Raw genomic sequence first — 22,421 nt, 5'->3', positions numbered from 1 at the left:
GCGGGTCAGGCCCCGGCTTTCTCCAAAGCCGCCTGATCCTCGTCCGACAGTTCCAGCCGCAGGGCCGCGATGTTCTCGCGGGCGTGCTTCAGCTTCGAGGTGCCGGGGATCGGCAGCATCACCGGGCTGCGGCGCAGCAGCCAGGCCAGCGCCACGGCGGAGGGGGCGACGCCATGGGCGGCGGCGATCCGCCGGACCGCGCCCTCGGCCGAGGCCAGCCCGCCCGAGGCCAGCGGCGCCCAGGGGATGAAGCCGATGCCGCGGCTTTCGCAATGGGCCAGCACCGCCTCATGCCCGCGGTCCGCCAGGTTGTAGCGGTTCTGCACCGTCGCCACCGGGAAGTGGCGCCCGGCCTCCTCGATGTCGGCCACGGTCACCTCGCTGAGACCGGCATGGCGGATCAGCCCTTCCGCCCGCATCTGCCGGACCGCGTCGAACTGCTCGTCGCGCGGCACCTTCGGGTCGATCCGGTGCAGCTGCCAGAGGTCGATCACGTCGAGCCCGAGGATCTCCAGGCTCTTGCGGACCTGCTGGAACAGATATTCCGGCCGGCCGAGCGGCACCCAGCGGTCGCGCGAGGGCCGGGTGACGCCGCCCTTGGTGGCGATCACCATGCCCTTCGGATAGGGATGTAGCGCCGCCCGCAGCTGATGGTCGGCGATGTCGGGGCCATAGGCATCGGCGGTGTCGATCAGGTCGATGCCGAGCGCGGGCAGTTCGCGCAGCAGCCGCTGCGCCTCTTCCCGGTCCTCGGGCCAGCCGAAGCTGCCGGGGCCGGTCAGCCGCATGGTCCCGAAGCCCAGCCGGCAGACCGGCAGCTCGCCCCCGATCAGGAAGCGGGCGGTGGCGGGCAAGTCCTGCTGCATCTGCAATCTCCTTTCAGCCCGGTTCCAGGGCGAGAAGCCGCGCCTTCAGGAAATCGCAGGGCGCGTTGAATTCGGCCTCGGTCTGCGGCCCGGCGAAGCGGACCCGCAGATAACCGTGGATCATGCCTTTGGCGACGCGCAGCACGCAATCGTTGCCCGCCGCCTTCAGCCGCGCCGCATAGGCGGTGCTGTCGTCGGCCAGGCAGTCGATCTCGGCGGCATGGACATGGGCCGGGGGCAGGCCGGTCAGGTCCGGCGCCCGCAGCGGGGCGGCCCACCCCGCATCGTCGATGCGGCCGCCGGGCAGGTAGTGGACCCAGGAGTCGACCACCGATTGCGTGGTGATCGGCGCATCGGCGAATTGGGTGAAGGCGGGGGCGGAAAGGTCGTTGGTCAGCGTCGCGTAGTTCAGCGCCTGGCCGGCGATCCGCGGCCCGCCGCGGTCCCGCGCCGCCAGGCAGACCGCCGCCGCGAGGTTGCCGCCCGCGCTGTCGCCCCAGACCGCGATCCGGTCCGGGTCGATCCCCAGCGAGGGGCCATGCTGGTTCAGGTGCTTCACCACCGCAAAGCAATCCTCCAATGCCGCCGGGAACTTGTGTTCCGGGGCAAGGCGATAGTCGACGCTGACCACGGTAACGCCCGTGCGTTCGGCGATGCCCCAGGCGATGGTGTCGCCGCTTTCCAGGTCGCCCTTGGTGAAGCCGCCGCCGTGCAGGTAGATCACCACCGGGCTTTGCCGCGGCGCGGCGCCGGGGCGGTAGAGGCGCACCGGGATGCGGCCGGCGACACCGGCGCCGGGGCAGTCCAGCAGGGTGTCGCGCACCTGCATGTCGGCGGGATAGGGCCGCCACAGCCGCTTGGCATAGTCCACCCAGCCCTTGCGCAGCTCTTCCGGGTCGTCGGTGACCGGAATCGCCGCCTTCGCGTCCAGCAGGAGAGACATCTCGGGGTGAACGTCCACGCCGCCGATTTGCATGGTCTGGCCTCAGCTTTCAGAGAGTTGCATCCCGCGGGCCGCGCCGGGCCGCCCGCAGTTCCAGCCCGCAGGCTAGCGGGGCAGGGCGGCGATTTCTTCCCAATCCGTAGGAAGAGGTGACGCTATTATCCTCCGAAACGCAGGAAGTCGGCTCAGAACGCCGGCCGGCCCTGCGGCAGCACCCCGGACAGGCGCAGCGCCATCTCGACCGCAAAGCGGGTGCCGGCGTCGCGGATGTCGATGCCGAACTGGTCCTTCAGCTTCTGGATCCGGTAGCGCACCGTGGTGATGTGGATGCCCAGGGCATCCGCCACGGGCTGCGGCCGGCCGCCGTGGCCGACCAGCAGCTCCAGCGTTTCCTGTAACACGCCCTTGCCGACCCCCTCCGCCGCGCGCAGGGGGCCGAGGATGTTGTCGCAGAACTCCGTTGCGAGGGTGTAGTCGAAGCCCTCGGCCAGAAGCCCCAGCACCCCGGCGCTGCCGACCGAGATCCGCCCGTTGCGCTGGTTGCGCTCGGCCCAGTCGGTCAGGCGCTGGATGCGCCGCCAGCCGGTCTCGTAATCGGCGAACTGGCTGCATTCGGGGATTTCCACCAGGATCGGCATCTGCCGCATCATCCGGCTCAGCTCGGCCAAGATGCGGTCGCCCAGGGCCGCGGTGCTGCCGCCCGCCGCGGCCTCTTCGGGCAGGATCACCACCAGGAACTGGTTCACCACGCTGAGCAGGAACCGCGCCCCCGCCGCCTGCAACTGGCGCGAGATCGTGCGCGAGGCGGCGGTCAGCGAGACCGTCTCGGACGGAAGCCGGAAGGCGAGGATGCGGTTGGGCGACCGCAGCACCGCCGCCCGCGGATCGCGTTCCAACCGCTGCGGCGTCATCCTTCCCTCGAACAGATCGGCCAGGAACTCGGAGGAATCGCGGGTCCGCGCCTCGTAGCCGATGTGGTTCTTCAGCAGCACGATGGACAGCACGATCCAGATCGCGTCGCCGGTCTGGAGTTCGGATTCGCCAAGGGCGGTGCCGCCGACCAGGGCGATGCCGCCGATGGTCTCCTTGCCGGCCTGCACCGCCTGCACCATCAGCTCCAGCGGCCCGCCGGCCTCTTCCGGCAGGTCCAGCCGCCGGATGCCGTTCTGGAACTTGCCCGCCTTGGCCGTGGTGAAGATCTGCTCCAGCGCCCGCCAGGCCGGGCCGTTGCAGGCGCGGCCGATCCGGTCGTTGTCGGCGAAGCCGCCGCAATGCGCCTGGCCCAGCATCAGGTCGACAAGGATCACCGGGCAGCCGAGATGGCGCCGGCACAGGTCGATCAGCGTGTCGATCGAGGTTTCGCGCAGGGCCTGCAGCACCAGGCTCTGTTGCAGCGCCAGCAGCTCGGACAGCTTTTCGTTCGCGGTTTTCTTGGCGTTGAAGGCGCGGTTCTTCTCGACCGCCATCCCGGCCAGGTCGGCGCAGGTGACCAGGTAGCTGAGCATGTCCTCGTCGACCTCGGTCACCTCGAAGGCATGGATCGACATCGCCAGCGGGCGGCCCTCGTCGTCGGTCGACCGCAGCGGCAGCACGACGACGGTGCGGTAGCGCTGCACCTGGGCGTCGCTCCAGTATTCGATGTATTCGCGGTCGCTCAGCGCGTCGCGGATGACGATGGGCTTGCCGCGTTCCACCGCGTGCAGCGCCGGGCTGGTGGACAGCCGCCAGGCGGTGGAGCGCTGCAATTCGGCCTGGGTGCGGCTGAAATGCGCGACCTCATGCGCCAGCTGGTGCCGGTGGTCAACCGCCATGATCGAACTGGACTGCCAGGGCGAGTCGAAGCAGATCGCATAGGCCATCCGTTCCAGCACGTCCTGGCTGTTGCGGCCCTCGTGGACGATGCGGGCGATCTCGCCCAGACGTTCCAGGTAGTTGGTCTCGCGCGACATTCCGGGCGGTCCCCTAAAAATGAAGGATGAATATAACATTTTTGCGACGAAACGACGGAAGATCAATCCCCGGTCGGGACCCTAGACAGGAGTCGTCGCTACGAAAGGCCCCGGACCATGCAGTTTTCAGTCTCTCTCACCCTCGACCGCGACAACGATCGGGTCGATTTGCGCGATGTCATCCGCCACACGGTCGAGATGGCCCAGATCGCCGAGGATGCCGGCTTCTCCATCGTCTGGGTCGGCGAGCATCACACCATCGAGGCGAACGTCGGCCCCGCGCCGTTCCAGATGCTGACCCAGATCGCCAACCACACCAGCACCGTCCGGCTGGGCACCGCTTGCGTGGTCGCGCCCTACTGGCACCCGATCAAGCTGGCGGGCGAGGCGGCCTTCTTCGACATGCTGAGCGGCGGGCGGCTGGAGCTGGGCATCGGCCGCGGCGCCTATCAGTATGAATTCGACCGCATGGCCAACGGCATCCCGCAGAAGCAGGGAATGGCCTTCGTGGAAGAGATCGTCCCCGCCGTCCGCGCGCTCTGGGCCGGGGACTATGCCCACCAGGGCAAGTTCTGGTCCTTCCCCGAGGCAACCTCGGTGCCGAAGCCGCTGCAACCGGAAGTGCCGATCTGGATCGCCGCCCGCGATCCCGCCACCTACGACTGGGCGCTGCAGCACGGGCTGAACATCCATTCCTGGGCGATCACCCGGCCGTTCAGCGAATTCCTCAGCTACAAGGAGCGGTTCGAGAACGCCTTCGCCAGGTCCGGCCGCACGCAGCGCCCGAAGTTCATGACCATGCGCCACACCCATGTCTACGAAGAGGACGACGGCTGGCAGATTGCGGTCGACTCGCTGATCTCGCGCAACGGGCTGTTCGAGAGCCTGTTCCGCAACGAGGGCGGGGTGAAGAACGGTTTCCCCACCTCGCTGGACCTGTTCTCGCTGCGCCACAGCGAGGAATATTCGGCCGAAAGCCTGCGCACCAACCTGGTCTTCGGCAAGCCCGACGAGGTGATCGCCAAGCTGAAGGCCTACGAGGCCGCGGGGGTGGACGATTTCTGCTATTACGCCGGTTTCGGCCTGCCGCCCGAGGAACAGAAGAAATCTCTCGCCCTTTTCGGACGCGAGGTGATCCCGGCCTTCAAGGCCGGATAACAGCCTGCCGAAAGCGGGCATCGACAGGGAGAATGACGATGGAACGTCGCAGTTTTCTGAAACTCGGTGGCAGTCTTCTGGCGACCACCGCCCTTTCGCCCGTCGCGGCCCTCGCGGCGGGCGAAAGCCTGACCTTCGTCGCCTGGGGCGGCACTACGCAAGAGGCGCAATACGCCGCCTGGGCGGTGCCGCTGACCGAGGCGACCGGCATCACCGTGGTCAACGACGGCCCGACCGACTACGGCAAGCTGCGCGCCATGGTGGAAAGCGGCAACGTCACCTGGGACGTGGTGGACGTCGAGGCCAACTTCGCCTTCCGCCTGGCGAAGGAGGGCCTGCTGGAGCCCATCGACTTCACCGTGGTGAACAAGGAGGGCCTCGACGAGCGGCTGACCTTCGACTACGGCGTCGGCAGCTTCATGTCCTCGTTCATCATGGCCTGGAACCGGGATTTCCTGGCCGGAGAGCCGAAGACCTGGGTGGACCTCTTCGACACCGCGACCTACCCGGGCAAGCGCGCCTTCTACAAATGGGCCTGCTTCGGCGCGCTGGAGATCGCGCTGCTGGCCGACGGGGTGGCGCCGGACGCGCTTTACCCGCTGGACCTCGACCGCGCCTTCGCCAAGCTGGATACCATCAAGTCCGACATCATCTGGTGGGACACCGGCGCGCAGTCGCAGCAGCTGCTGGCCTCGGGCGAGGCGCCCATCGGCATGTTCTGGAACGGCCGGATCTATTCGATGATCAAGGACGGGATGGAATCCCTCGCCATCTCGTGGGAGCAGCACGTGCCCGGGCCGGACATGCTGGTGATCCCGAAGGGCGCCCCCAACAAGGAGGCGGCGATGAAGTTCCTTGCCATTGCCACCAGTCCGGAAGGGCAGGCGAACTTCTCCAACGCCAGCGCCTTCGCGCCGATCAACAGCAAGGCCAATGCGCTGATCGACCCCGCGATGCAGCCCTACATGCCCTTCGCGCATCCCGAGCAGGAGGTGCCTCTGGACATCCAGTATTGGGCCGAGAACATCGACGAGATCGGCAAGCGCTGGTATGCGTGGCAGGCGGGCTGAGCCCGCGCCGCCGGCGGACGCACGCCCGCGTCCGCCTCTTTTCCATGCAATCGCCGCCGCGGCAGCGCCGGGGCGCGCGCGGACCTGTCCGCCCTTTCGTTTTCCCGATGCGAAGCGGGCGGAAAGGGCTTGAAAGTTGACAGGGAATATTATGGTCTACCATAATATGATGCACAGAATGCAAACCCGAGTCGTCCCCGGACGACCGGGTCTTGCCGGACCGACAGGATGAAGACGCCATGACTGCTGCAAAGACCGCCCCGCTGCGGCGCTATCCGGTGCTGATCGGCGGCGAATGGCGCGATCTGGCCGACCGTCCGCAGATCGCCTCGTGGAATCCCGCGACGGGCGAACCGCTCTACTCGGTCCCCGATTGCTCGGCCGCCGACGTGGACGAGGCGGTCGCCGCCGCCCATAGCGCCTTCCTCGGCGAGGACTGGCAATCGGCCGCGCCGGTCGCCCGCGGCGCCATCGTGCGCGCCATGGCCGATGTGGTGCTGGAGAATGCCGAGCTGCTGGCCGAGACCGAGGCCCGCGATTCCGGCAAGGTGATCGCCGAGACCCGCCGCTTCACCGCGGTCTGCGCCGACTACCTGCGCGCCTTCGGCGAGATGGCCGACAAGATCACCGGCGACACCTTCACCCCGCCGCAGAAAGGCGTCACCGCCTTCACCCGCCGGGTCCCGGTCGGCGTGGTCGCCGCCATCGTGCCCTGGAACAACCCGCTCTGGCTGCTGGCGCTGAAGCTCGGCCCCGCCATCGCCGCCGGAAATGCCATCGTGATCAAGCCCTCGGAAATCGCCGCCGCCCCGGTGATCGAGTTCCTGCGCAAGGTCACCGAGAAGGTCGCGCTGCCGAAGGGGCTGATCAACCTGGTGACCGGCCACGGCGCCCCCTGCGGCGAGGCGCTGAGCAGCCATCCGCTGGTGGCGAAGATCGCCTTCACCGGCGGGCCGGAAACCGCGCGCCACATCGTGCGCAACTCGGCCGCCAACCTGGCCGATGTCTCGCTGGAGCTTGGCGGCAAATCGCCGGCGCTGGTCTTCGACGACGCCAACCTGGACAATGCGGTCGCCTCGATCGTGTCGGGGGTCTTCCTCGGCTCGGCCGGGCAAAGCTGCGTCGCCTCCTCGCGCGCGCTGGTCCAGCGCGGGATCTATCCCGAGTTCGTCAGGCGCATCACCGCCGCCGCGGCGCAGCTGCGGGTCGGCGATCCGATGGATGCCGGGGCGCAGCTCGGCCCGCTGGCGACGGCGGCGCAGCTGAACCGGATCGAGACCGCGGTCGCCCAGGCGGTGCAGCGCGGCGGCAGGCTGCTGCTGGGCGGCAAGCGCCCCGAGATCGCCGGCGGCGGCTGGTATTATCAGCCGACCATCCTGGAGATCGGCAGCCACGACGACGCGCTGGTGCAGACCGAGATGTTCGGGCCGGTGCTGGCGATCCTGCCCTTCGGCGACGAGGCCGAGGCGGTGGCGCTGGCCAATGCCTCGCGCTTCGGCCTGGCGGCGGGCATCTTCACCACCAATGTCGGCCGCGTCCACCGCCTGACCACCCGGCTGCGCGCCGGCATCCAGTATGTGAACTGCTACCGGATGGGCGCCCCGATGGCCCCGATCGGCGGTTTCGGCGACAGCGGCAAGGGCCGCGAGGCCGGGATCGACGCGGTGCGCGACTATACGAAAACCGTCACCGTCTGGATCGACACCAACGTGTGACCTCTGCCACGACAGCCAAGGACCGGCGCGCGAGGCGGGGCGAACACCGCCGGCGACGGGCACCGACAGGGACGAGATGACCAACGACGTCAGCAACACAAGGGCACTGCGCGACGCCTTCGGCGCCTTCGCCACCGGCGTGACGGTGGTGGCCGCCAGCACTGCCGAGGGCCGGCCCATCGGCTTCACCGCCAATTCCTTCACCTCGGTCTCGCTGGACCCGCCGATGCTGCTGATCTGCATCGCCCGTAGCTCGCGCAACTTCGCCACCATGATGGCGGCCGACAACTTCTCGGTCAGCGTGCTGTCGAAGGCGCAGCGCGAGGTGTCGGACACCTTTGCCCGCCCCTCGGAAGACCGCTTCGCCGGGGTCGACTGGCGGCGCGGCGGCAACGGGGCCCCGGTGATCGGCGGTGCGGCGGCCTGGTTCGAATGCGACGCCAGCCAGCGGGTCGAGGCGGGGGACCATGTCGTCATCCTCGGCCGGGTCACCGCCTTCGGCAACACCGGCGACGACGGGCTGGGCTATGTGCGCGGCGGCTATTTCGTGCCGCCGCGCGCGAAGCCGGCCGCCGCGCCGCTGCTGTCGGTGGTGGTCGAACGCGACCGCGCGGTCTTCCTGCTCGGCGAGGAGATCCGGGCGCTGCCGGTGTTCGAGGCCACGGGCGAAGACCCGGTGCACGAGATCGCCGCCCGGGCGGAGGCGCTGACCGGCCTGCGGATCACGCCGGAGGGGCTGTTCTCGGTCTACAGTTCCGAAGCCGACGGCCGCCGCCATCTGGTCTACCGCGCCAGCGCCTCCGGCGCCGGTCCCGTGGCGGCAGGGCGGTTCGTGCCGCTTGAGGACATCCCCGCCTGCCGCTTCGACACCACCGCCACCCGGGGCGTGATGACCCGCTATGCGATGGAACGCGCACAGGGCCGGTTCGGCATCTATTTCGGCACCGAGGCCGGGGGCGAGATCCTGCCGGTGCCCCATTCGGAACGGCCGACGGGAAAGGAGGGCGGCCATGTATTATGAGCTGCGGACCTATCGGCTGAAGAACGGCGCCCTGCCGGAGTATCTGCGGCTGGTGCGCGATACCGGGCTGGCGATCCAGAAGCGCCATCTCGGCACCCTGGTGGCCTATTTCCACTCCGACATCGGGCCGCAGAACGAGATCCTGCACATCTGGCAGTTCGACAGCCTCGACGACCGCGCCGCCCGGCGCGAGCGGCTGGCGGCGGATGCCGAATGGCAGGCCTTCGTTCCCGCGCTTGCCGCGCTGATCGAGGTGGCCGAGAACAGGATCATGCGGGCCACGGATTTCTCGCCCTCTCTTGTCCCTTCGGCCGGAGGCGGCGGCGGATGAAGCGCGGTCTTTCTCCCTTGGTTTCCCGGCAACGGCGGAGGCTGCAATGGCGCTCCTGACCCTCTCGCGCAGCAGCGTCGGCCTGCCCGGCCGCAACCTGTTGCTGACCCTGCCGGCCCTGCTGCTGGTGGTGTTCTTCTTCCTGTTGCCGGTGGCGATCCTGCTCAGCCGCAGCGTGACCGAGCCGACCTTGGGCCTGCACAACTATGTCGAGCTGCTGGGCAGCCCGACCTATCTGAAGATCTTCTACAACACCTTCCTAGTCTCCTCGCTGGTGACGATCATCTCGCTGCTGATCGGCTTTCCGGTGGCCTGGGCGCTGGCGATCATGCCGCGGGGGCTGTCCTCGGTGGTCTTCGCCATCCTGCTGCTGTCTATGTGGACCAACCTGCTGGCGCGGACCTATGCCTGGATGGTGCTGCTGCAGCGGACCGGCGTGATCAACAAGACGCTGATGGGCCTGGGCATCATCGACCAGCCGCTGCAACTGGTGAACAACCTGGTGGGCGTGACCATCGGCATGACCTACATCATGGTGCCCTTCATCGTGATCCCGCTGCACGGGGTGATCCGCAAGATCGACCCGGCGATCCTGCAGGCCGCGGCGCTGTGCGGCGCCTCGCGCTGGCAGGCGCTGCGGATGGTGCTGATCCCGCTGGCGCGGCCGGGGATCTTCTCCGGCGCGCTGATGGTCTTCGTGATGTCGCTGGGCTATTTCGTCACGCCGGCGCTGCTGGGCGGCACCGCGAACATGATGCTGGCCGAGCTGATCGCGCAATTCGTGCAGTCGCTTCTGAACTGGGGCATGGGCGGCGCGGCGGCGCTGGTGCTGCTGAGTGTGACCATGGCGCTTTACATCCTGCAGGTCAGGCTTTTCGGCGCGAAAGGGTAGGGGATGCTGCTGAACTTCGACAGCCTCGGCTCCTGGCGCTGGGTCCTGACCATCATCGTGGTGATGGTGGCGGCCTTCCTGCTGCTGCCCATCGTCTTCATCGCGGCGCTGTCCTTCGGGTCGTCGCAATGGCTGATCTTCCCGCCGCCGGGCTGGACGACGAAATGGTATCACGACCTCTTCGCCGATCCGTCCTGGCTGAAGGCGGCCTGGACCAGCTTGCGCATCGCGGTCGCCGTCTCCTTCCTCTCGGTGCTGATCGGGCTGGTCGCCTCCTTCGGGCTGGTGCGCGGCAGCTTCCCGGGCCGGGCCTTCCTGCGCGGGCTGTTCATCACCCCGATGATCCTGCCGGTGGTGGTGCTGGCGGTGGCGATCTACGCCTTCTTCCTGCGCATCGGCCTGAACGGCACCGTGGCCGGCTTCGTCATCGCCCATCTGGTGGTGGCGCTGCCGTTCTCGATCCTGGCGCTGACCACGGCGCTGGAGGAATTCGACCGCTCCATCGAGGATGCCGCGGTGCTGTGCGGCGCCAGCCCGTTCGAGGCCAAGCTGCGCATCACCCTTCCCTCGATCAGCCACGGGCTTTTCGCCGCTGCGATCTTCTCGTTCCTGACCTCCTGGGACGAGGTGGTGCTGGCGATCTTCATGGCCAGCCCCACGCTGCAGACCCTGCCGGTGAAGATCTGGAGCACGCTGCGCCAGGACCTGACCCCGGTGATCGCCGCCGCCTCCACCCTGCTGATCTGCCTGACGATCATCCTGATGCTGATCGCCGCCGCCGTCAAAAAAGGCCTGAAGAAATGACCCACCCCTTTCTGGAAATCCGGGGTATCCGCAAGGAATACGCCATGATCCCGGCGGTCCGGGATGTCAGCCTGAACATCCGGAAAGGCGAGTTCATGACCTTCCTCGGCCCCAGCGGATCGGGGAAAAGCACCACGCTCTTCATCCTTGCCGGCTTCCAGGACCCGACCGCGGGCGACATCCTGCTGGAGGGGAAAAGCCTGCTCAGCACCCCCTCGCAGCACCGCAACATCGGCATGGTGTTCCAGCGCTACACGCTTTTCCCGCATCTGACGGTGGCCGAGAACATTGCCTTCCCGCTGAAGGTGCGGCGCTGGCCGAAGGCCCGCATCGAGGCGAAGGTGGCCGAGATGCTGCGGCTGGTGCGGCTGGAGGGGTTCGAGACCCGCAAGCCCGCCACCATGTCGGGCGGCCAGCAGCAGCGCGTCGCCTTGGCCCGGGCGCTGGCCTACGATCCGCCGGTCCTGTTGATGGACGAGCCGCTGTCGGCGCTGGACAAGCGCCTGCGCGAGGAGATCCAGGTCGAGATCCGCCGCATCCATCAGCAGACCGGCGTCACCATCCTTTACGTCACCCACGACCAGGAAGAGGCGCTGCGGATGTCGGACCGGATCGCCGTCTTCTCGAAGGGGGTGATCGACCAGGTCGGCACCGGGGAGGAGCTTTACGCCAACCCGGCCACCCGCTTCGTGGCGGGCTTCATCGGCGACAGCGACTTCATCGACTGCGAATTGCGCGGCGCGGCCGGGGGCAAGGCGAAGGTGGCGCTGAAGGACGGGCTGGAGATCGGCGGCATTCCCCTGCACGGCGAGGGCAAGCCCGGCGCCCGGGTGGCGCTGATGCTGCGGCCGGAGCGGACGCGGATCGACCCGGCCGGCGCTTCCGGCGGCGCCATCCCGGCGGTGGTGACTGACATCACCTTCCTGGGCAGCAACGTCCATGTCGCCACCGAGACCGAGACCGGCGCCCCGGTCAGCGTGCGCCTGCCCTTCGGCCATCCCTCGATCAGCGCGCTGGCGCGGGGGCAGAAGGTCGGCCTCGGCTTCGACCCGGCGGAAGCGCATGTCTTTTCCTGACCGGCGCTGAAACGCCGCCCGCGTCCCACGGAAAGGGGGGGCGTCTTGCAGACCCGACCCGGATGGCATTCCATCATGCGAAAGGCCATCATGTAGCCACCCGGGGCCGGACCTATTAACGGAACCACCAGAAACGGGGAGTCAAAACATGAAGCTTGCGAAACACCTGAAAACCGGCGCCGCGGTGCTTGCGCTCGGCCTTGCGGCGACCGCCGCGCAGGCCGAGGAGATGGTCTTCACCTCTTGGGGAGGCCAGACCCAGGACCTGCAGAAGCAGCATTGGGCCGAGCCCTTCACCGCTGCCACCGGCATCGCGGTCGCCCATGACGGGCCGACCGACTACGGCAAGCTGCAGGTCATGGTGGAAAGCGGCAACGTCACCTGGGACCTGGTGGACGTGGAGGCGGACTTCGCCGCCAAGGCCGGCAACGACGGCCTGCTGGAGCCCATCGACTTCTCCATCGTCGACAGGTCGCAGCTGGACCCGCGCTTCGTCACCGATTACTCGGTGGGCAGCTTCTCCTATGCCTTCGTCCTGGGCTACGACGTGAACGCCTATCAGGCCGACCAGCCGAAGGACTGGAGCGCGCTGTTCGACCTGGAGAAATATCCCGGCAAGCGCTCGCTCTACAAATGGTCGGGCCCGGGGGTGCTGGAGGCCGCGCTGCTGGCCGACGGCGTGGCGCCCGAGGACCTGTATCCGCTGGACCTCGACCGCGCCTTCGCCAAGCTCGACACCATCAAGAGCGAGATCATCTGGTGGAGCACCGGCGCCCAGTCGCAGCAGCTGCTGGCCTCGGGCGAGGTCTCCATCGGCCAGTTCTGGTGCGGGCGCGTGTTCCTGCTGCAGGCCACCGGCACCGACGTGGGGATTTCCTGGGAGCAGAACCTGACCTCGGCCGACAGCCTGGTGGTGCCGAAGGGCAGCAAGAACAAGGAAGCGGCGATGAAGTTCATCGCGCTGGCCACCTCGGCCGAGGCGCAGGCCAGCTTTGCGGTGGACAGCGGCAACTCGCCGATCAACGTCAACTCCGCCGCGCTGATGCCGGCCGAATATGCCGAGAAACTGCCCGAGAACTTCAGCGACCTCGGGGTCGACCTCGACCTGGCCTATTGGGCCGCGAACCGCGACGAGATCGGCGCCCGCTGGTATGCCTGGCAGGCGGAATGACCCGAAGGGCGGGCGGGGCTTCGGCCCCCCCGCCCGCCTGCACCTTTCTTCACGACACCCGGCCGCTGACGGCGCCCGGCGGCAATTCTCAGGGAGAGACGAATGGCCAAGCAGACCCAATCTCCGGCCAGCGCGCGCAGGGACGCGTTCCGGCCGCTGCTGGACCAGGACTTCGGCCTGCTGATCGGCGGCGAATGCGTCCCCGCCCGCGACGGCGCCCGCTTCGACAGCATCGACCCCGCCACCGGCGCGACCCTGGCCAGCCTGCCCAATGCCGGGCCGGAGGACCTTGAGGCCGCCATCGCCGCCGCCCGCCGCGCCTGGCTCGGCTGGAAGGCGATGGCCTATGCGGAGCGCCGGGCGCTGCTGCTGAAGGTCGCGGCGGCGCTGCGCGCCCATGCGGCGGAGCTTGGGGCGCTGGATGCCTTCGACACCGGCAACGTGCTGGGCGGGATGCAGGCCGATGTGCATTACGCCGCCGACACGATCGATTACTACGCCTCGATCGGCTACGAGATCAAAGGCGAGACCACCACGCTGGACAGCGACCTGCATTTCACCCTGCGGGAGCCCTATGGCATCGTCGCCCGGCTGCTGCCCTTCAACCACCCCATCGCCAGTTTCGGCATCGCCTGCGCCGCGCCGCTGCTGACCGGCAACTGCCTGATCCTGAAACCCTCGCCGCACAGCTCACTTTCCGCACTGTTCGCCGCCCGGCTGATCGCCGGCATCCTGCCGCCCGGGGTGCTGTCGGTGCTGACCGGCGAGAACGACCGCATCGCCCTGCCTTTGGTGCGCCACCCCGCCATCGACCGGCTGTCGCTGATCGGCTCGACCGAGGCGGGCAAGGCGATCATGCGCGAGGCGGCCGGCAACCTGGTGCCGCTGACGCTGGAACTGGGGGCGAAGAACCCGCTGATCGTCTTCCCCGACGCCGATCTGGACGAGGCGGCCGAAATCGCCGTCAAGGGCATGAACTTCGGCTGGCAATCCGCCTCCTGCGGTGCGACCTCGCGCGCGCTGGTCCATGCCTCGGTGGCCGATGCCTTCGCCGCGAAGCTTGCAGCGAAGCTGGCGGAGGTGAAGGTGGGCGATCCCTTCGACCCCGACAGCCGCATGGGCTCGATCAGCTTCGCGGCGCTTCACCGCCGGGTGCAGGACTACATCGCCTCGGGCCTTGCCGACGGTGCGAAGCTGGTCTTCGGCGGCGACCGGCCCGAGGGGGTGGGCGAGGCCGGGTTCTACATCCGTCCGGCGCTGTTCACCGGGACCCGCCCCGACATGCGCATCGCCCGCGAGGAGATTTTCGGCCCGGTGCTGACGCTGCTGACCTGGACCGACTACCCGGAGATGATCGCCACCGCCAACGAGCTGGACCTCGGCCTGACCGCCTGCGTGATGACCAACGATCTGGACCAGGCCCTGCGCGCCGCCAAGGACCTGGAGGTCGGCTATGTCGAGGTGAACGGCCCGGTGTCCTGGGCGCTCGGCTCGCCCTTCGGCGGCTGGAAGCAGAGCGGCTTCGGCAACGAGGGCAGCATCGACGAACTGCTCGGCTACACCCGGGTCAAGTCCGTCAACATCAGGATCCGCCGTTAGGCCCGCCATGACCAGCGATGTCTTCGACTATGTGATCGTCGGCGGCGGCTCGGCCGGCTGCATCCTCGCCAACCGGCTGAGCGAGAACCCGAAGCACCGGGTTCTGCTGCTGGAGGCCGGGGCGGACCGCCGGCCGCTTTACGTGAAGATGCCGGCGGCCTTCGCCTTCGCCAGCCGGGACGGGTCCTTCTCGTGGGAATATGCCACCGAGCCGGAGCCGGGGCTGGACGGCCGCCGCATCCCCTGTCCGCGCGGCCGGATCATCGGCGGATCGTCGGCGATCAATGCCATGGCCTTCGTGCGCGGACACCGCGACGATTTCGACCTCTGGGCCGAAAGCGCCGGCGCCGACTGGTCCTACGACGCCTGCCTGCCCTATTTCCGGCAGATCGAGACCTTCACCGGCAGCCCCAGCGAATGGCGCGGCACCGAAGGGCCGACGACGGTGCGCGCGCCGGACTATTCCAGCCCGCTCTACGCTCCCTTCCTGGCCGCTTGCCGGGAGGCCGGCTATCCGGTCTCGCCCGACACCAACGGCCGCGACCAGGAGGGCTTCGGCCCGATGGACCAGAACATCCGCGGCGGCTACCGCTGCAGCTCGGCCGATGCCTTCCTGACTCCGGTGCGCAGCCGCCCCAACCTGGAAATCCGCGACCACGCCCTGGTCGAGGGGCTGATCATGGAGGGGACCATCGCCGCCGGCGTGCGCTATTCCCGCAAGGGCATACCGGCCAGCGTGCGCGCCCGGGCCGAGGTGATCCTCTGCGCCGGGGCCATCGGCTCGCCGCAGATCCTGATGCTGTCGGGGATCGGCGAGGCCGGGGCGCTGCGCGGGCTGGGGATCCGGCCGCTGGTCGATCTGCCGGCGGTGGGGCGGCATATGGCCGACCATGTCGACGTCAGCATCAAGCAGACCATCACCAAGCCGGTCTCCTCGACCCCGCTGATGTATGGGCTGCGCAAGATCGGCGTCGGGCTGAGGTGGCTCCTGCGCCACGACGGGCCGGGCGCGACCAACCATTTCGAGGTGGCGGGCTATATCCGCACCCGCCCGCAGGAAAGCCAGCCCGACGTGCAGCTGTGCTTCGCGCCGCTGCTGGCCGCCTACGACGGGACGCGCTTCGACGATCCGCATGGCTACATGCTCAGCATCATGCTGCTGCGGCCGGAAAGCGAGGGCCGGTTGACGCTCGCCTCGCCCGACCCGCGGGCGGCGCCGCGGCTGCTGTTCAACTACCTGACCGCCGGGGAGGACTTGGCGCGGCTGCGCGACGGGTTGCGGGCGGCGCGGCGCATCTTCGCCAGCCCGGCGCTGGCCGGCCTGAGCGGCCGGGAAATCCTGCCCGGCGCCGGATGCGACAGCGACGAGGAGATTGCGGCCTTCATCCGCGCGACCGCCAAGTCGACCCATCACCCCTGCGGCACCTGCCGGATGTCCGCCGATCCCGCCGAGGGCGTGGTCGACCCCGAGGGCCGGGTCCGCGGCACCCGGGGGCTGCGGGTCATCGACGCCTCGATCATGCCGTCGATCACCAGCGGCAACATCAATGCGCCCACGCTGATGCTGGCGGCGAAGCTGGCCGACCGGGTGGCGGCGGGCTGAAAGGTCAGCCGCGCCGGTCCGCCGCCTGTTCCAGCGAGGCCAGCGCGATGGCGCCGGCCTTCTGCACATGGACGCGGGCGGCCTCCGCCGCGCCCTCGGCATCGGCGGCCTCGATCCGGTCGACGATCGCCTGCATCTCGCGCACGCCCTCGATCTGGCGGCCCTCGCTCATGATGGTGCGGGCGCGCAGCCGGTTGATGCGGACGTTGATCGAGCTGAAGATGCTCCATGCCAGTTCGTTGCGCGCCAGCATGAACAGGGTCTGGTAGAAGCCCGCCGTCCCGTCCAGCACCCGGGCCAGATCGTTGGTCTCATAGCTCTGGCGGATGGCGGCCAGCGCCTGCCGCAGCTGCTGCACCCCCTCGCCGGGGGCCGAGCGCGCGCAGGCATGGGCGGCCATCGCCTCCAGCGCGGCGCGGATCTCGTAGATCTGGCGCGCCTCGTCCGGCGTGGTTTCCGATACCACCGGGCCGCGATGCTTGATGTTGGTGACCAGCCCCTCGGATTCCAGGTGGCGCAGCACCTCGCGCACGATGGTCCGGCTTACCCCCAGCTGTTCGGCCAGGTCGCGTTCGACCAGACGGTCGCCGGGGCGAAAGTGGAAATTCTGGATCGACTCGCGCATCTTTTCCAGCGCCAGTTCCCGCAGGGTGAGAGTGGGGCGCTCGACCCGCAGGGTCCTTTCGGCCACCGGCTCGTTCATTCTGCTCTCCCCTCTGGTTGCGCCTTGCCGGATGTCCCGCCTTTCGGCGCGATCCGCGGTCTTTTCCTGCCATAGCCCAAACGGAAAGCCCCGTCATGGCCCATCTTCCCCGTCCTCAGAAATGGCCCCCGGAAGGCCGCGGCTCATAGGCGGCCTCGATGGCGGCGATTTCCTCCGGCGCAAGCCGGATGTCCAGCGCCTGCAATGCCTCTTCCATCTGGCCGGCATTGCGCAGGCCGATCACCGGACTGGCCGCGGGAAGCCGCGCCAGCACGAAGGCCAGGGCGATCTGCGCCGGCCGCGCCGTCCGGGCCGCGGCAATCGCGGCAATGGCCGCGGCGACGCGGTGGTCGCTGTCGCGGCCGTAGAGTTTCCAGGCATAATCGTCGCTGCGCGACCGCAGGGTTTCCCGCGCCGCCCAATGCGGCCCGGTCAGGAAACCGCGCCCCATCGGGCTGTAGGGCATCAGGCCAAGCCCTTCCTGCGCCGCGAAGGGCAGCAGGTCGCGTTCGTCCTCGCGCCAGATCGCATTGTAGTGCAATTGCAGCGATGCGAATCCCGCCAGCCGGCCGCAGCGCGCGTGATAGACCGCCCTGGCCAATTGCCAGCAGGGAATGTCGGTGGCGCCGAGATAAAGCACCTTTCCCTGCCGGACCAGAAGATCGAAAGCCTCGACCATTTCCTCGAGATTGGTCGAGGTGTCCCAGATATGGGTCTGGCACAGGTCGATCCGGTCGGTCTTCAGCCGCCGCAGCGAGGCTTCGACCGCCTCCACGATATGCTTGCGCGAATAGCCGCGGCCATTCGGCCCCTTTTCCATCGGATTGCCCAGCTTGGTGGCCACCACGATCTGGTTGCGGTTGCCGCGGCTGGCCATGAATTCGCCGAGGATTTCCTCGCTGGCGCCCGCCGAATAGAAATCGCAGGTGTCGAAGAAATTAAATCCGGCGGCGCAGGCGGCGTCGAGAAGCGGCAGCGCCTCCTCGCGTTCCAGCACCCAGTCGCGCCAGGATTTCGCGCCCATGCCCATCATGCCGAAGCACAGGCGCGACACTTTCAACGAGGATCTGCCGAGGGTCACATGGTCCATCTTCTTATCCTGCCTGCGCGCGCGACCGCTCGGAAGTCGGCAGGCGCACGCGCGCCGCGATTTCCGCGAACCATTGCGCATGTTCCGCGGCGTCGACCGGCAGCCCCTCCGCGATGAAGCCGGCCAGCGCCGCGTCGAGATCGACCATCCGCGCCCCGGCGGGAAGGCCGGAAGCGGCCTCGGGGCCGGTGACGATCCCGGCGCGGCCGGCGGCACCCGCGGGCGCCTGCCGATGCGCCAGCATCACCTGTCCCGGCGCCAGCCCGGCAAGCCCGCCGAAGCAGAGGAACGATCCGGCCTCGTCGGGATGGCCCCCCTGCGGCGCGGCCCATTCGATGCGGCTGGCGATCCCGGCCAGCGCCAGTCGCCGCGCAATCTGCGGCAGCACCCAGCCTCCGGCGGTCCCGGCAACCTCCAGCCGGTGCGACCCATTGCCCGTCGCATGGCGCGCGCGCAGAAGGTCGGCGATGCGCTCGGCCCAGGGCAGAAGCGTCGCGCCCCGCAGGTCGATCCGCTCCTGCCCGTTGCCCGTGCTTTCCGGCGCCGGCCGCGGGCGGCTGTCGTCGCGCGCGGCCTCGGCCAGCCGGATCAGGCCGTAGCCGCGGCCGAAGGCGGCCTGGGTGACCAGCAGCGCCTCCACCGCATCCTCCGCCTGGCCGAAGCCGAGGCCCAGACCGCGCAATGCATCGACCGCGGCGCGGCGCATCTCGCCGTAAGAGACCCTCATGCCGAAACCTCCTCGGGGCGGGGCAGATCGAGCACCGGGAAGATCGCGGGATCGGACTGCAGCCTGCCGTCCGCGCCGGGCAGCGGCGCGCCCTGGTAGAACACCCCCCGGACCCAGCGGGTGCTGTAGGGCAGCGAATATTGCAATCCGTAGATGCTGAGCAGATAGCGTATGCCGTCCATCGGCAGGAAGTCGCGGTGAAGGATGTTGGCTTGCACCTCGCTGTAGGGCAGCCGGGTCGCCAGCAGGATGCGCGCGACCGCATTGGTATATTCCGGCCAGGTCAGCAGGAAATCGGCGATGGGTGTCTCGGCCGGCAGCGCCGCGAGCCTGCGGTCCAGCTCCTGCACGATCCCGGCGACATCGACGAAGGTCTCGCGCTCGGCCCCGGCATCGACGGCGCGCTCGCCACGGCGGTTCTCGCCGTTCTCCTCGGATTTATACCAGAAATGCGCCCGGCTTTCCGGCGTGGTCAGGTCCAGCGCCAAGGCCCAGCCGTAGCGCCCGGCGATGATCCGGCGGATGTCCCCGGCCGTCGCCGCGGGGTCGATGCCGCGCGGCGTGTTCATCAGCGCGCCGAGCAGGCCCTCGACGGCATCGGCGAATTCGGCCTCGACCTCGATCAGCAGGGCGTTGAACTGTTCGGACACCTCGGCCGAGCCCGCCGCCTTCGCCGCTTCGGCCAGGTCGCGCCACAGGAAGCCCATGTCCTTCGCCTGCACCCGTGCCCGGAGGGTTTCGGCCAGCCGGGCCAGACCGCGGCTCAGCCCGGCCGGGCTTTCGATCCCCGGCAGGTCGCTGGCGGGCTGGCGGTCGTAGAAGGCGATGGTCTGCGCCAGCAGGCCGGCCATCCGCGCGGCGGCCTCCGGCGCCACGCTGTCGCGGATCACCGCCCGGGCGATCACCGTCTCGCGCAGGACATTGTAGCTGGCGAACCAGGTCGGCCAGCGGACGAGGGTGGCCACCATGCCGATCCCCGAGGAATTGCCGACCCCGAGATAGCCCGCGATGCCCGCGTCCAGCCGCACCGCCCGCTGCGGCGCGCGCCGTGCCGCGATGGTATTGGCGGCCTCGGCGGCGACCAGGCGCCACATGTAGAGCGCGAAGAGATCGACGTGATAGGGCGCGGCGAAGGGATGGTCCGCCGGCAGCGACAGCCAGGAGCGCGACCCGTGGCGGCCGTTGCCATACCAGCCGGCATTGCGCAGGATATAGCCGCCGCCCTCGGCGATGCGGCCAGGGTCCGGCTGGCGGCCGGCGGCCAGGGTCTCCACCACGTCGGCGAACAGGCGTTTCGAGCGGTTGGCCACCGTCCAGCCCAGGCAGCCGTTGTCGGTCCGTCCCCTCCAGACGTTGCGGCGCATCCGCTCCGCCTCGTCGCGGGCCTGTGCGGTCGGCGTCCTGCCCTCGCGCAGGCTGCCGTAGAAGTCGTAATCGACCTCGTAGAACCGGCCCAGCCGGTCCTCCTCGCCGCCGGCCTCGCACCAGGCGAGGAAGGTGAAGGCCCGTTCTCCGGCGGCGATGTCGTAGACGATCATTCCTTCGCCGGTGGCCTGCAGGTCGGACAGGCGCAGGGTGATCGTCCAGCCCTCGCGCCGCATCCGCCGCATCAGCGAATTGGTGAAGCCGAGCCGCGTCGACTTGGCGGCCCGCATCGTCGCCGGCGCGCAGACCACCGCTTCCGGCCGCAGGGCGCGCCAGAAGCCTTCGCCGTCCTCCACGCCCTGCGCCCGCAGCCAGTCTGCGGTCAGGAGGGCGGGTTTCGGCAGCGGGAATGCGGTGTCCGTCATCTTCCTGAACCCGTTCGGGCGTTTTCCATCGGGCCCTCCTCCCCGGCGACGGGCTGCGCCAGCCAGGCCGACAGATGCGCGTTGACGGCGGCCGGGGCGGTCAGGTTCACCACATGGCGGTGCCCCTCCACGATCACCGCCTTTCCCGCCGGCGCAAGGGCCGCCATGTCGAGGCTCATGGCCGGGGTGGAATTCGGGTCCCCCGCGCCGGTGATGAACAGCGCCGGGCAGCGGCAGTCCGGCCAGCAGTCGGCATAGGTCCGGTCGCCGGTGGCGAAGGCGCGGTAGGCGGTCAGATAGGACCGCCGGTCCATCTGCGCCAGCCAGTCGCGCGCCAGATCGCGGTAGCCCACGGCCTCGGGCGCATCGCCGAACCAGCGCAGGAGCGGGCCTTCCACGTCCGGCACCGCGCCCTCGGCGATCTCGCGCACGCGGGACAGCACCGCGGCGCGGGCGGCCTCGGTGCGGCAGCGGACGCCGTTCAGCAGCGCCACCCGCAGGATGCGGTCACCGAATTCGGCGACTGTGCCGCCGGCGATCAGCGCCCCCATCGAATGGCCCGCCAGGTTCACCCGCGCCAGCCCCAGGGCATCCAGCGCCCGCCCCAGCCAGGCCACGAAGGCCGGCAGGTCCGACCCTTCCGGCAGCGCCGCCGACCCGCCGTGCCCCGGCAGGTCCAGCGCGATCACCCGATGCGTGCGCGACAGCGCGTCCAGCTGCGGCCCCCAGGCCTCGATCCGCATCCCCACGCCATGCAGCAGGACGAGGGGCTCGCCCTCGCCGCGCATGTGGCAGGCGATGCCCGCCGTCTCAGACCGCGGCAGGGTTGGCGAGGTCATGCCCGAGGTCCTTGAGGTCCTGATAGCGGTCGCCGATGCGGTGATGGGGCCGCCCGCCGATGGCGGCTCCGAGCGCCACGACGATCTCGTCCGCCGCGGGCGCATCCGGGATCGAGGTCTGGATGGTCAGGTAATGCGACCGGCGGCCGCCGTCGTTCTTGTCCATCAGCGGAATCATCAGCGGCGCATTGGCCGGGCCGCGGGTGTTGCAGAAGGAAAGATAGCTCTTGGCGCCGACAGCGCTGCGGTAGGGGTTGCCGAAATGCAGCGTGTGGATCAGCGCCGAGGCATGTTCGATCTCGCCGTCCAGGCCGACGATGGCGGCCTTGCCATAGGCTTCGACCGCCTCGCCCGAGCCGGCCGCCTCGAGGATCATCCCGGTCAGCAGGTTGCCCAGAACCGGCGCGGCTTCCTGGATCGCGGGCTTCAGGTCCTCGACGAATCCCAACCCCGCCCAGGGGTTCTTCAGCACCGCCGCGGCGGTGAAGAGGCGCTGCGGAACAGCGGCGGGCCGCCCGCCCTCGATCAGCACCGTCTCGGTCAGCAGCAGGGTTTTGCGGATGGCGACGCTCATGGCCTCTCTCGTATATGATGACATATCGACTGTTGGCATACCATGCGTTAGCATGTCAACATCGCCGATCGGAAGACGGCGGTGGTGGGATTGCGACGGGAGCGAAGGCATGACGATATTCGACGAGGATCTTTTCCTGAAAGGTCTCGACCAGCGGAAGGCGACGCTGGGTGCGGGCTATGTGGAGCGGAACCTGGCCGCGGCCGACGATTTCTCGCGCCCGTTCCAGGAGGCGATGACCGCCTGGTGCTGGGGCTTCGGCTGGGGTGACGACACGCTGCCGCCGAAGACCCGGTCGATGCTGAACCTCGCGATGCTGGGCGCGCTCGGCAAGATGCACGAATGGGAACTGCATTGCCGGGGCGCGATCACCAACGGCGTCACCCGCGAGGAAATCCGCGCCATCCTGCATGTGATCGGCATCTACTGCGGCGTGCCGCAGGCGCTGGAATGCTTCCGGGCGGCGCGGAAGGTGCTGGAGGAACAGCCGGCGCCCTGAG

Annotated in this window: 21 protein-coding genes; 12 read left to right on the top strand and 9 right to left on the bottom strand. The window is 69.0% G+C overall.

Annotation, left to right across the window (positions count from 1 at the left end):
• Positions 1 to 5 precede the first annotated feature (5 nt).
• The 3 genes from G5B31_RS00915 to G5B31_RS00905 all read right to left on the bottom strand — a co-directional run bounded on the left by G5B31_RS00915 (position 6) and on the right by G5B31_RS00905 (position 3,758).
• Positions 6 to 866, bottom strand: coding sequence for an aldo/keto reductase (locus tag G5B31_RS00915; protein WP_165012877.1), 861 nt, complete (start codon positions 864 to 866; stop codon positions 6 to 8).
• 13 nt (positions 867 to 879) lie between these two features.
• On the bottom strand, positions 880 to 1,842 hold the full coding sequence (locus G5B31_RS00910; RefSeq protein WP_165012875.1) for an alpha/beta hydrolase: 963 nt from the start codon (positions 1,840 to 1,842) through the stop codon (positions 880 to 882).
• Positions 1,843 to 1,994: 152 nt separating this feature from the next.
• On the bottom strand, positions 1,995 to 3,758 hold the full coding sequence (locus G5B31_RS00905) for a helix-turn-helix domain-containing protein (protein ID WP_165012873.1): 1,764 nt from the start codon (positions 3,756 to 3,758) through the stop codon (positions 1,995 to 1,997).
• Positions 3,759 to 3,875: 117 nt separating this feature from the next.
• Here G5B31_RS00905 and G5B31_RS00900 point away from each other — a divergent pair, with 117 nt between their 5' ends.
• The 11 genes from G5B31_RS00900 (at position 3,876) to G5B31_RS00850 (ending at position 16,198) form a co-directional block, all read left to right on the top strand.
• Entirely contained in the window at positions 3,876 to 4,916 is a 1,041-nt protein-coding gene (locus G5B31_RS00900) for an LLM class flavin-dependent oxidoreductase (RefSeq protein WP_165012871.1), read from the top strand.
• A 38-nt stretch (positions 4,917 to 4,954) separates the two neighbouring features.
• A complete protein-coding gene (locus tag G5B31_RS00895) occupies positions 4,955 to 5,986 on the top strand; it encodes an ABC transporter substrate-binding protein (RefSeq protein WP_205911759.1) in 1,032 nt (343 codons plus the stop codon).
• Between the two features lie 239 nt (positions 5,987 to 6,225).
• Entirely contained in the window at positions 6,226 to 7,701 is a 1,476-nt protein-coding gene (locus tag G5B31_RS00890) for an aldehyde dehydrogenase family protein (protein WP_165012866.1), read from the top strand.
• Between the two features lie 76 nt (positions 7,702 to 7,777).
• Positions 7,778 to 8,722 carry a flavin reductase family protein gene (locus tag G5B31_RS00885; protein ID WP_165012864.1) on the top strand — a complete coding sequence of 315 codons (945 nt, stop codon included), beginning with the start codon at positions 7,778 to 7,780 and terminating at the stop codon, positions 8,720 to 8,722.
• A complete protein-coding gene (locus tag G5B31_RS00880; RefSeq protein WP_165012862.1) occupies positions 8,712 to 9,053 on the top strand; it encodes an NIPSNAP family protein in 342 nt (113 codons plus the stop codon). The genes G5B31_RS00885 and G5B31_RS00880 overlap by 11 nt, the downstream gene beginning before the upstream one ends.
• 46 nt (positions 9,054 to 9,099) lie before the next feature.
• Positions 9,100 to 9,945, top strand: coding sequence for an ABC transporter permease (locus G5B31_RS00875; RefSeq protein ID WP_165012860.1), 846 nt, complete (start codon positions 9,100 to 9,102; stop codon positions 9,943 to 9,945).
• Positions 9,946 to 9,948: 3 nt separating this feature from the next.
• Positions 9,949 to 10,749, top strand: a complete 801-nt coding sequence (locus G5B31_RS00870) for an ABC transporter permease (protein ID WP_165012858.1) — start codon at positions 9,949 to 9,951, stop codon at positions 10,747 to 10,749.
• Positions 10,746 to 11,825 carry an ABC transporter ATP-binding protein gene (locus G5B31_RS00865; RefSeq protein ID WP_165012856.1) on the top strand — a complete coding sequence of 360 codons (1,080 nt, stop codon included), beginning with the start codon at positions 10,746 to 10,748 and terminating at the stop codon, positions 11,823 to 11,825. The genes G5B31_RS00870 and G5B31_RS00865 overlap by 4 nt, the downstream gene beginning before the upstream one ends.
• A gap of 148 nt (positions 11,826 to 11,973) precedes the next feature.
• Positions 11,974 to 12,996: an ABC transporter substrate-binding protein gene (locus tag G5B31_RS00860; protein WP_165012853.1), complete on the top strand. Its 1,023-nt coding sequence runs from the start codon at positions 11,974 to 11,976 to the stop codon at positions 12,994 to 12,996.
• Between the two features lie 102 nt (positions 12,997 to 13,098).
• Positions 13,099 to 14,595 (top strand): aldehyde dehydrogenase family protein, encoded by a 1,497-nt coding sequence (locus tag G5B31_RS00855; protein ID WP_165012851.1) that lies wholly within the window; start codon positions 13,099 to 13,101, stop codon positions 14,593 to 14,595.
• 7 nt (positions 14,596 to 14,602) lie between these two features.
• Positions 14,603 to 16,198: a choline dehydrogenase gene (locus G5B31_RS00850; RefSeq protein WP_165012849.1), complete on the top strand. Its 1,596-nt coding sequence runs from the start codon at positions 14,603 to 14,605 to the stop codon at positions 16,196 to 16,198.
• Between the two features lie 4 nt (positions 16,199 to 16,202).
• On the opposite strand, the gene G5B31_RS00845 is transcribed toward G5B31_RS00850, so the two are convergent.
• The 6 genes from G5B31_RS00845 to G5B31_RS00820 all read right to left on the bottom strand — a co-directional run bounded on the left by G5B31_RS00845 (position 16,203) and on the right by G5B31_RS00820 (position 21,921).
• Positions 16,203 to 16,901 carry a GntR family transcriptional regulator gene (locus tag G5B31_RS00845; protein ID WP_165012847.1) on the bottom strand — a complete coding sequence of 233 codons (699 nt, stop codon included), beginning with the start codon at positions 16,899 to 16,901 and terminating at the stop codon, positions 16,203 to 16,205.
• A 115-nt stretch (positions 16,902 to 17,016) separates the two neighbouring features.
• On the bottom strand, positions 17,017 to 17,991 hold the full coding sequence (locus tag G5B31_RS00840) for an aldo/keto reductase (protein ID WP_165012845.1): 975 nt from the start codon (positions 17,989 to 17,991) through the stop codon (positions 17,017 to 17,019).
• Between the two features lie 4 nt (positions 17,992 to 17,995).
• The gene (locus G5B31_RS00835) at positions 17,996 to 18,718 is read right to left on the bottom strand and encodes a hypothetical protein (RefSeq protein ID WP_165012844.1); all 723 of its coding nucleotides are present in this window, start codon (positions 18,716 to 18,718) and stop codon (positions 17,996 to 17,998) included.
• Positions 18,715 to 20,508 carry a hypothetical protein gene (locus G5B31_RS00830; protein WP_165012842.1) on the bottom strand — a complete coding sequence of 598 codons (1,794 nt, stop codon included), beginning with the start codon at positions 20,506 to 20,508 and terminating at the stop codon, positions 18,715 to 18,717. The genes G5B31_RS00835 and G5B31_RS00830 overlap by 4 nt, the downstream gene beginning before the upstream one ends.
• Positions 20,505 to 21,347, bottom strand: coding sequence for an alpha/beta fold hydrolase (locus G5B31_RS00825; RefSeq protein ID WP_165012841.1), 843 nt, complete (start codon positions 21,345 to 21,347; stop codon positions 20,505 to 20,507). The genes G5B31_RS00830 and G5B31_RS00825 overlap by 4 nt, the downstream gene beginning before the upstream one ends.
• Positions 21,319 to 21,921 (bottom strand): amino acid synthesis family protein, encoded by a 603-nt coding sequence (locus tag G5B31_RS00820; protein WP_165012840.1) that lies wholly within the window; start codon positions 21,919 to 21,921, stop codon positions 21,319 to 21,321. Before G5B31_RS00820 ends, G5B31_RS00825 begins: the two co-directional genes overlap by 29 nt.
• Before the next feature lie 109 nt (positions 21,922 to 22,030).
• On the opposite strand from G5B31_RS00820, the gene G5B31_RS00815 reads away from it, so the two are divergent.
• Positions 22,031 to 22,420 (top strand): carboxymuconolactone decarboxylase family protein, encoded by a 390-nt coding sequence (locus G5B31_RS00815; protein WP_165012839.1) that lies wholly within the window; start codon positions 22,031 to 22,033, stop codon positions 22,418 to 22,420.
• The last annotated feature ends 1 nt before the right edge of the window (position 22,421 follow it).

The sequence above is a fragment of the Rhodobacter sp. SGA-6-6 genome, from assembly GCF_011043545.1.
Classification (GTDB): domain Bacteria; phylum Pseudomonadota; class Alphaproteobacteria; order Rhodobacterales; family Rhodobacteraceae; genus Pseudogemmobacter.
The sequence above is the reverse complement of the archived record's forward strand: the minus strand, read 5'-3'. Positions and strand labels throughout refer to the sequence as shown.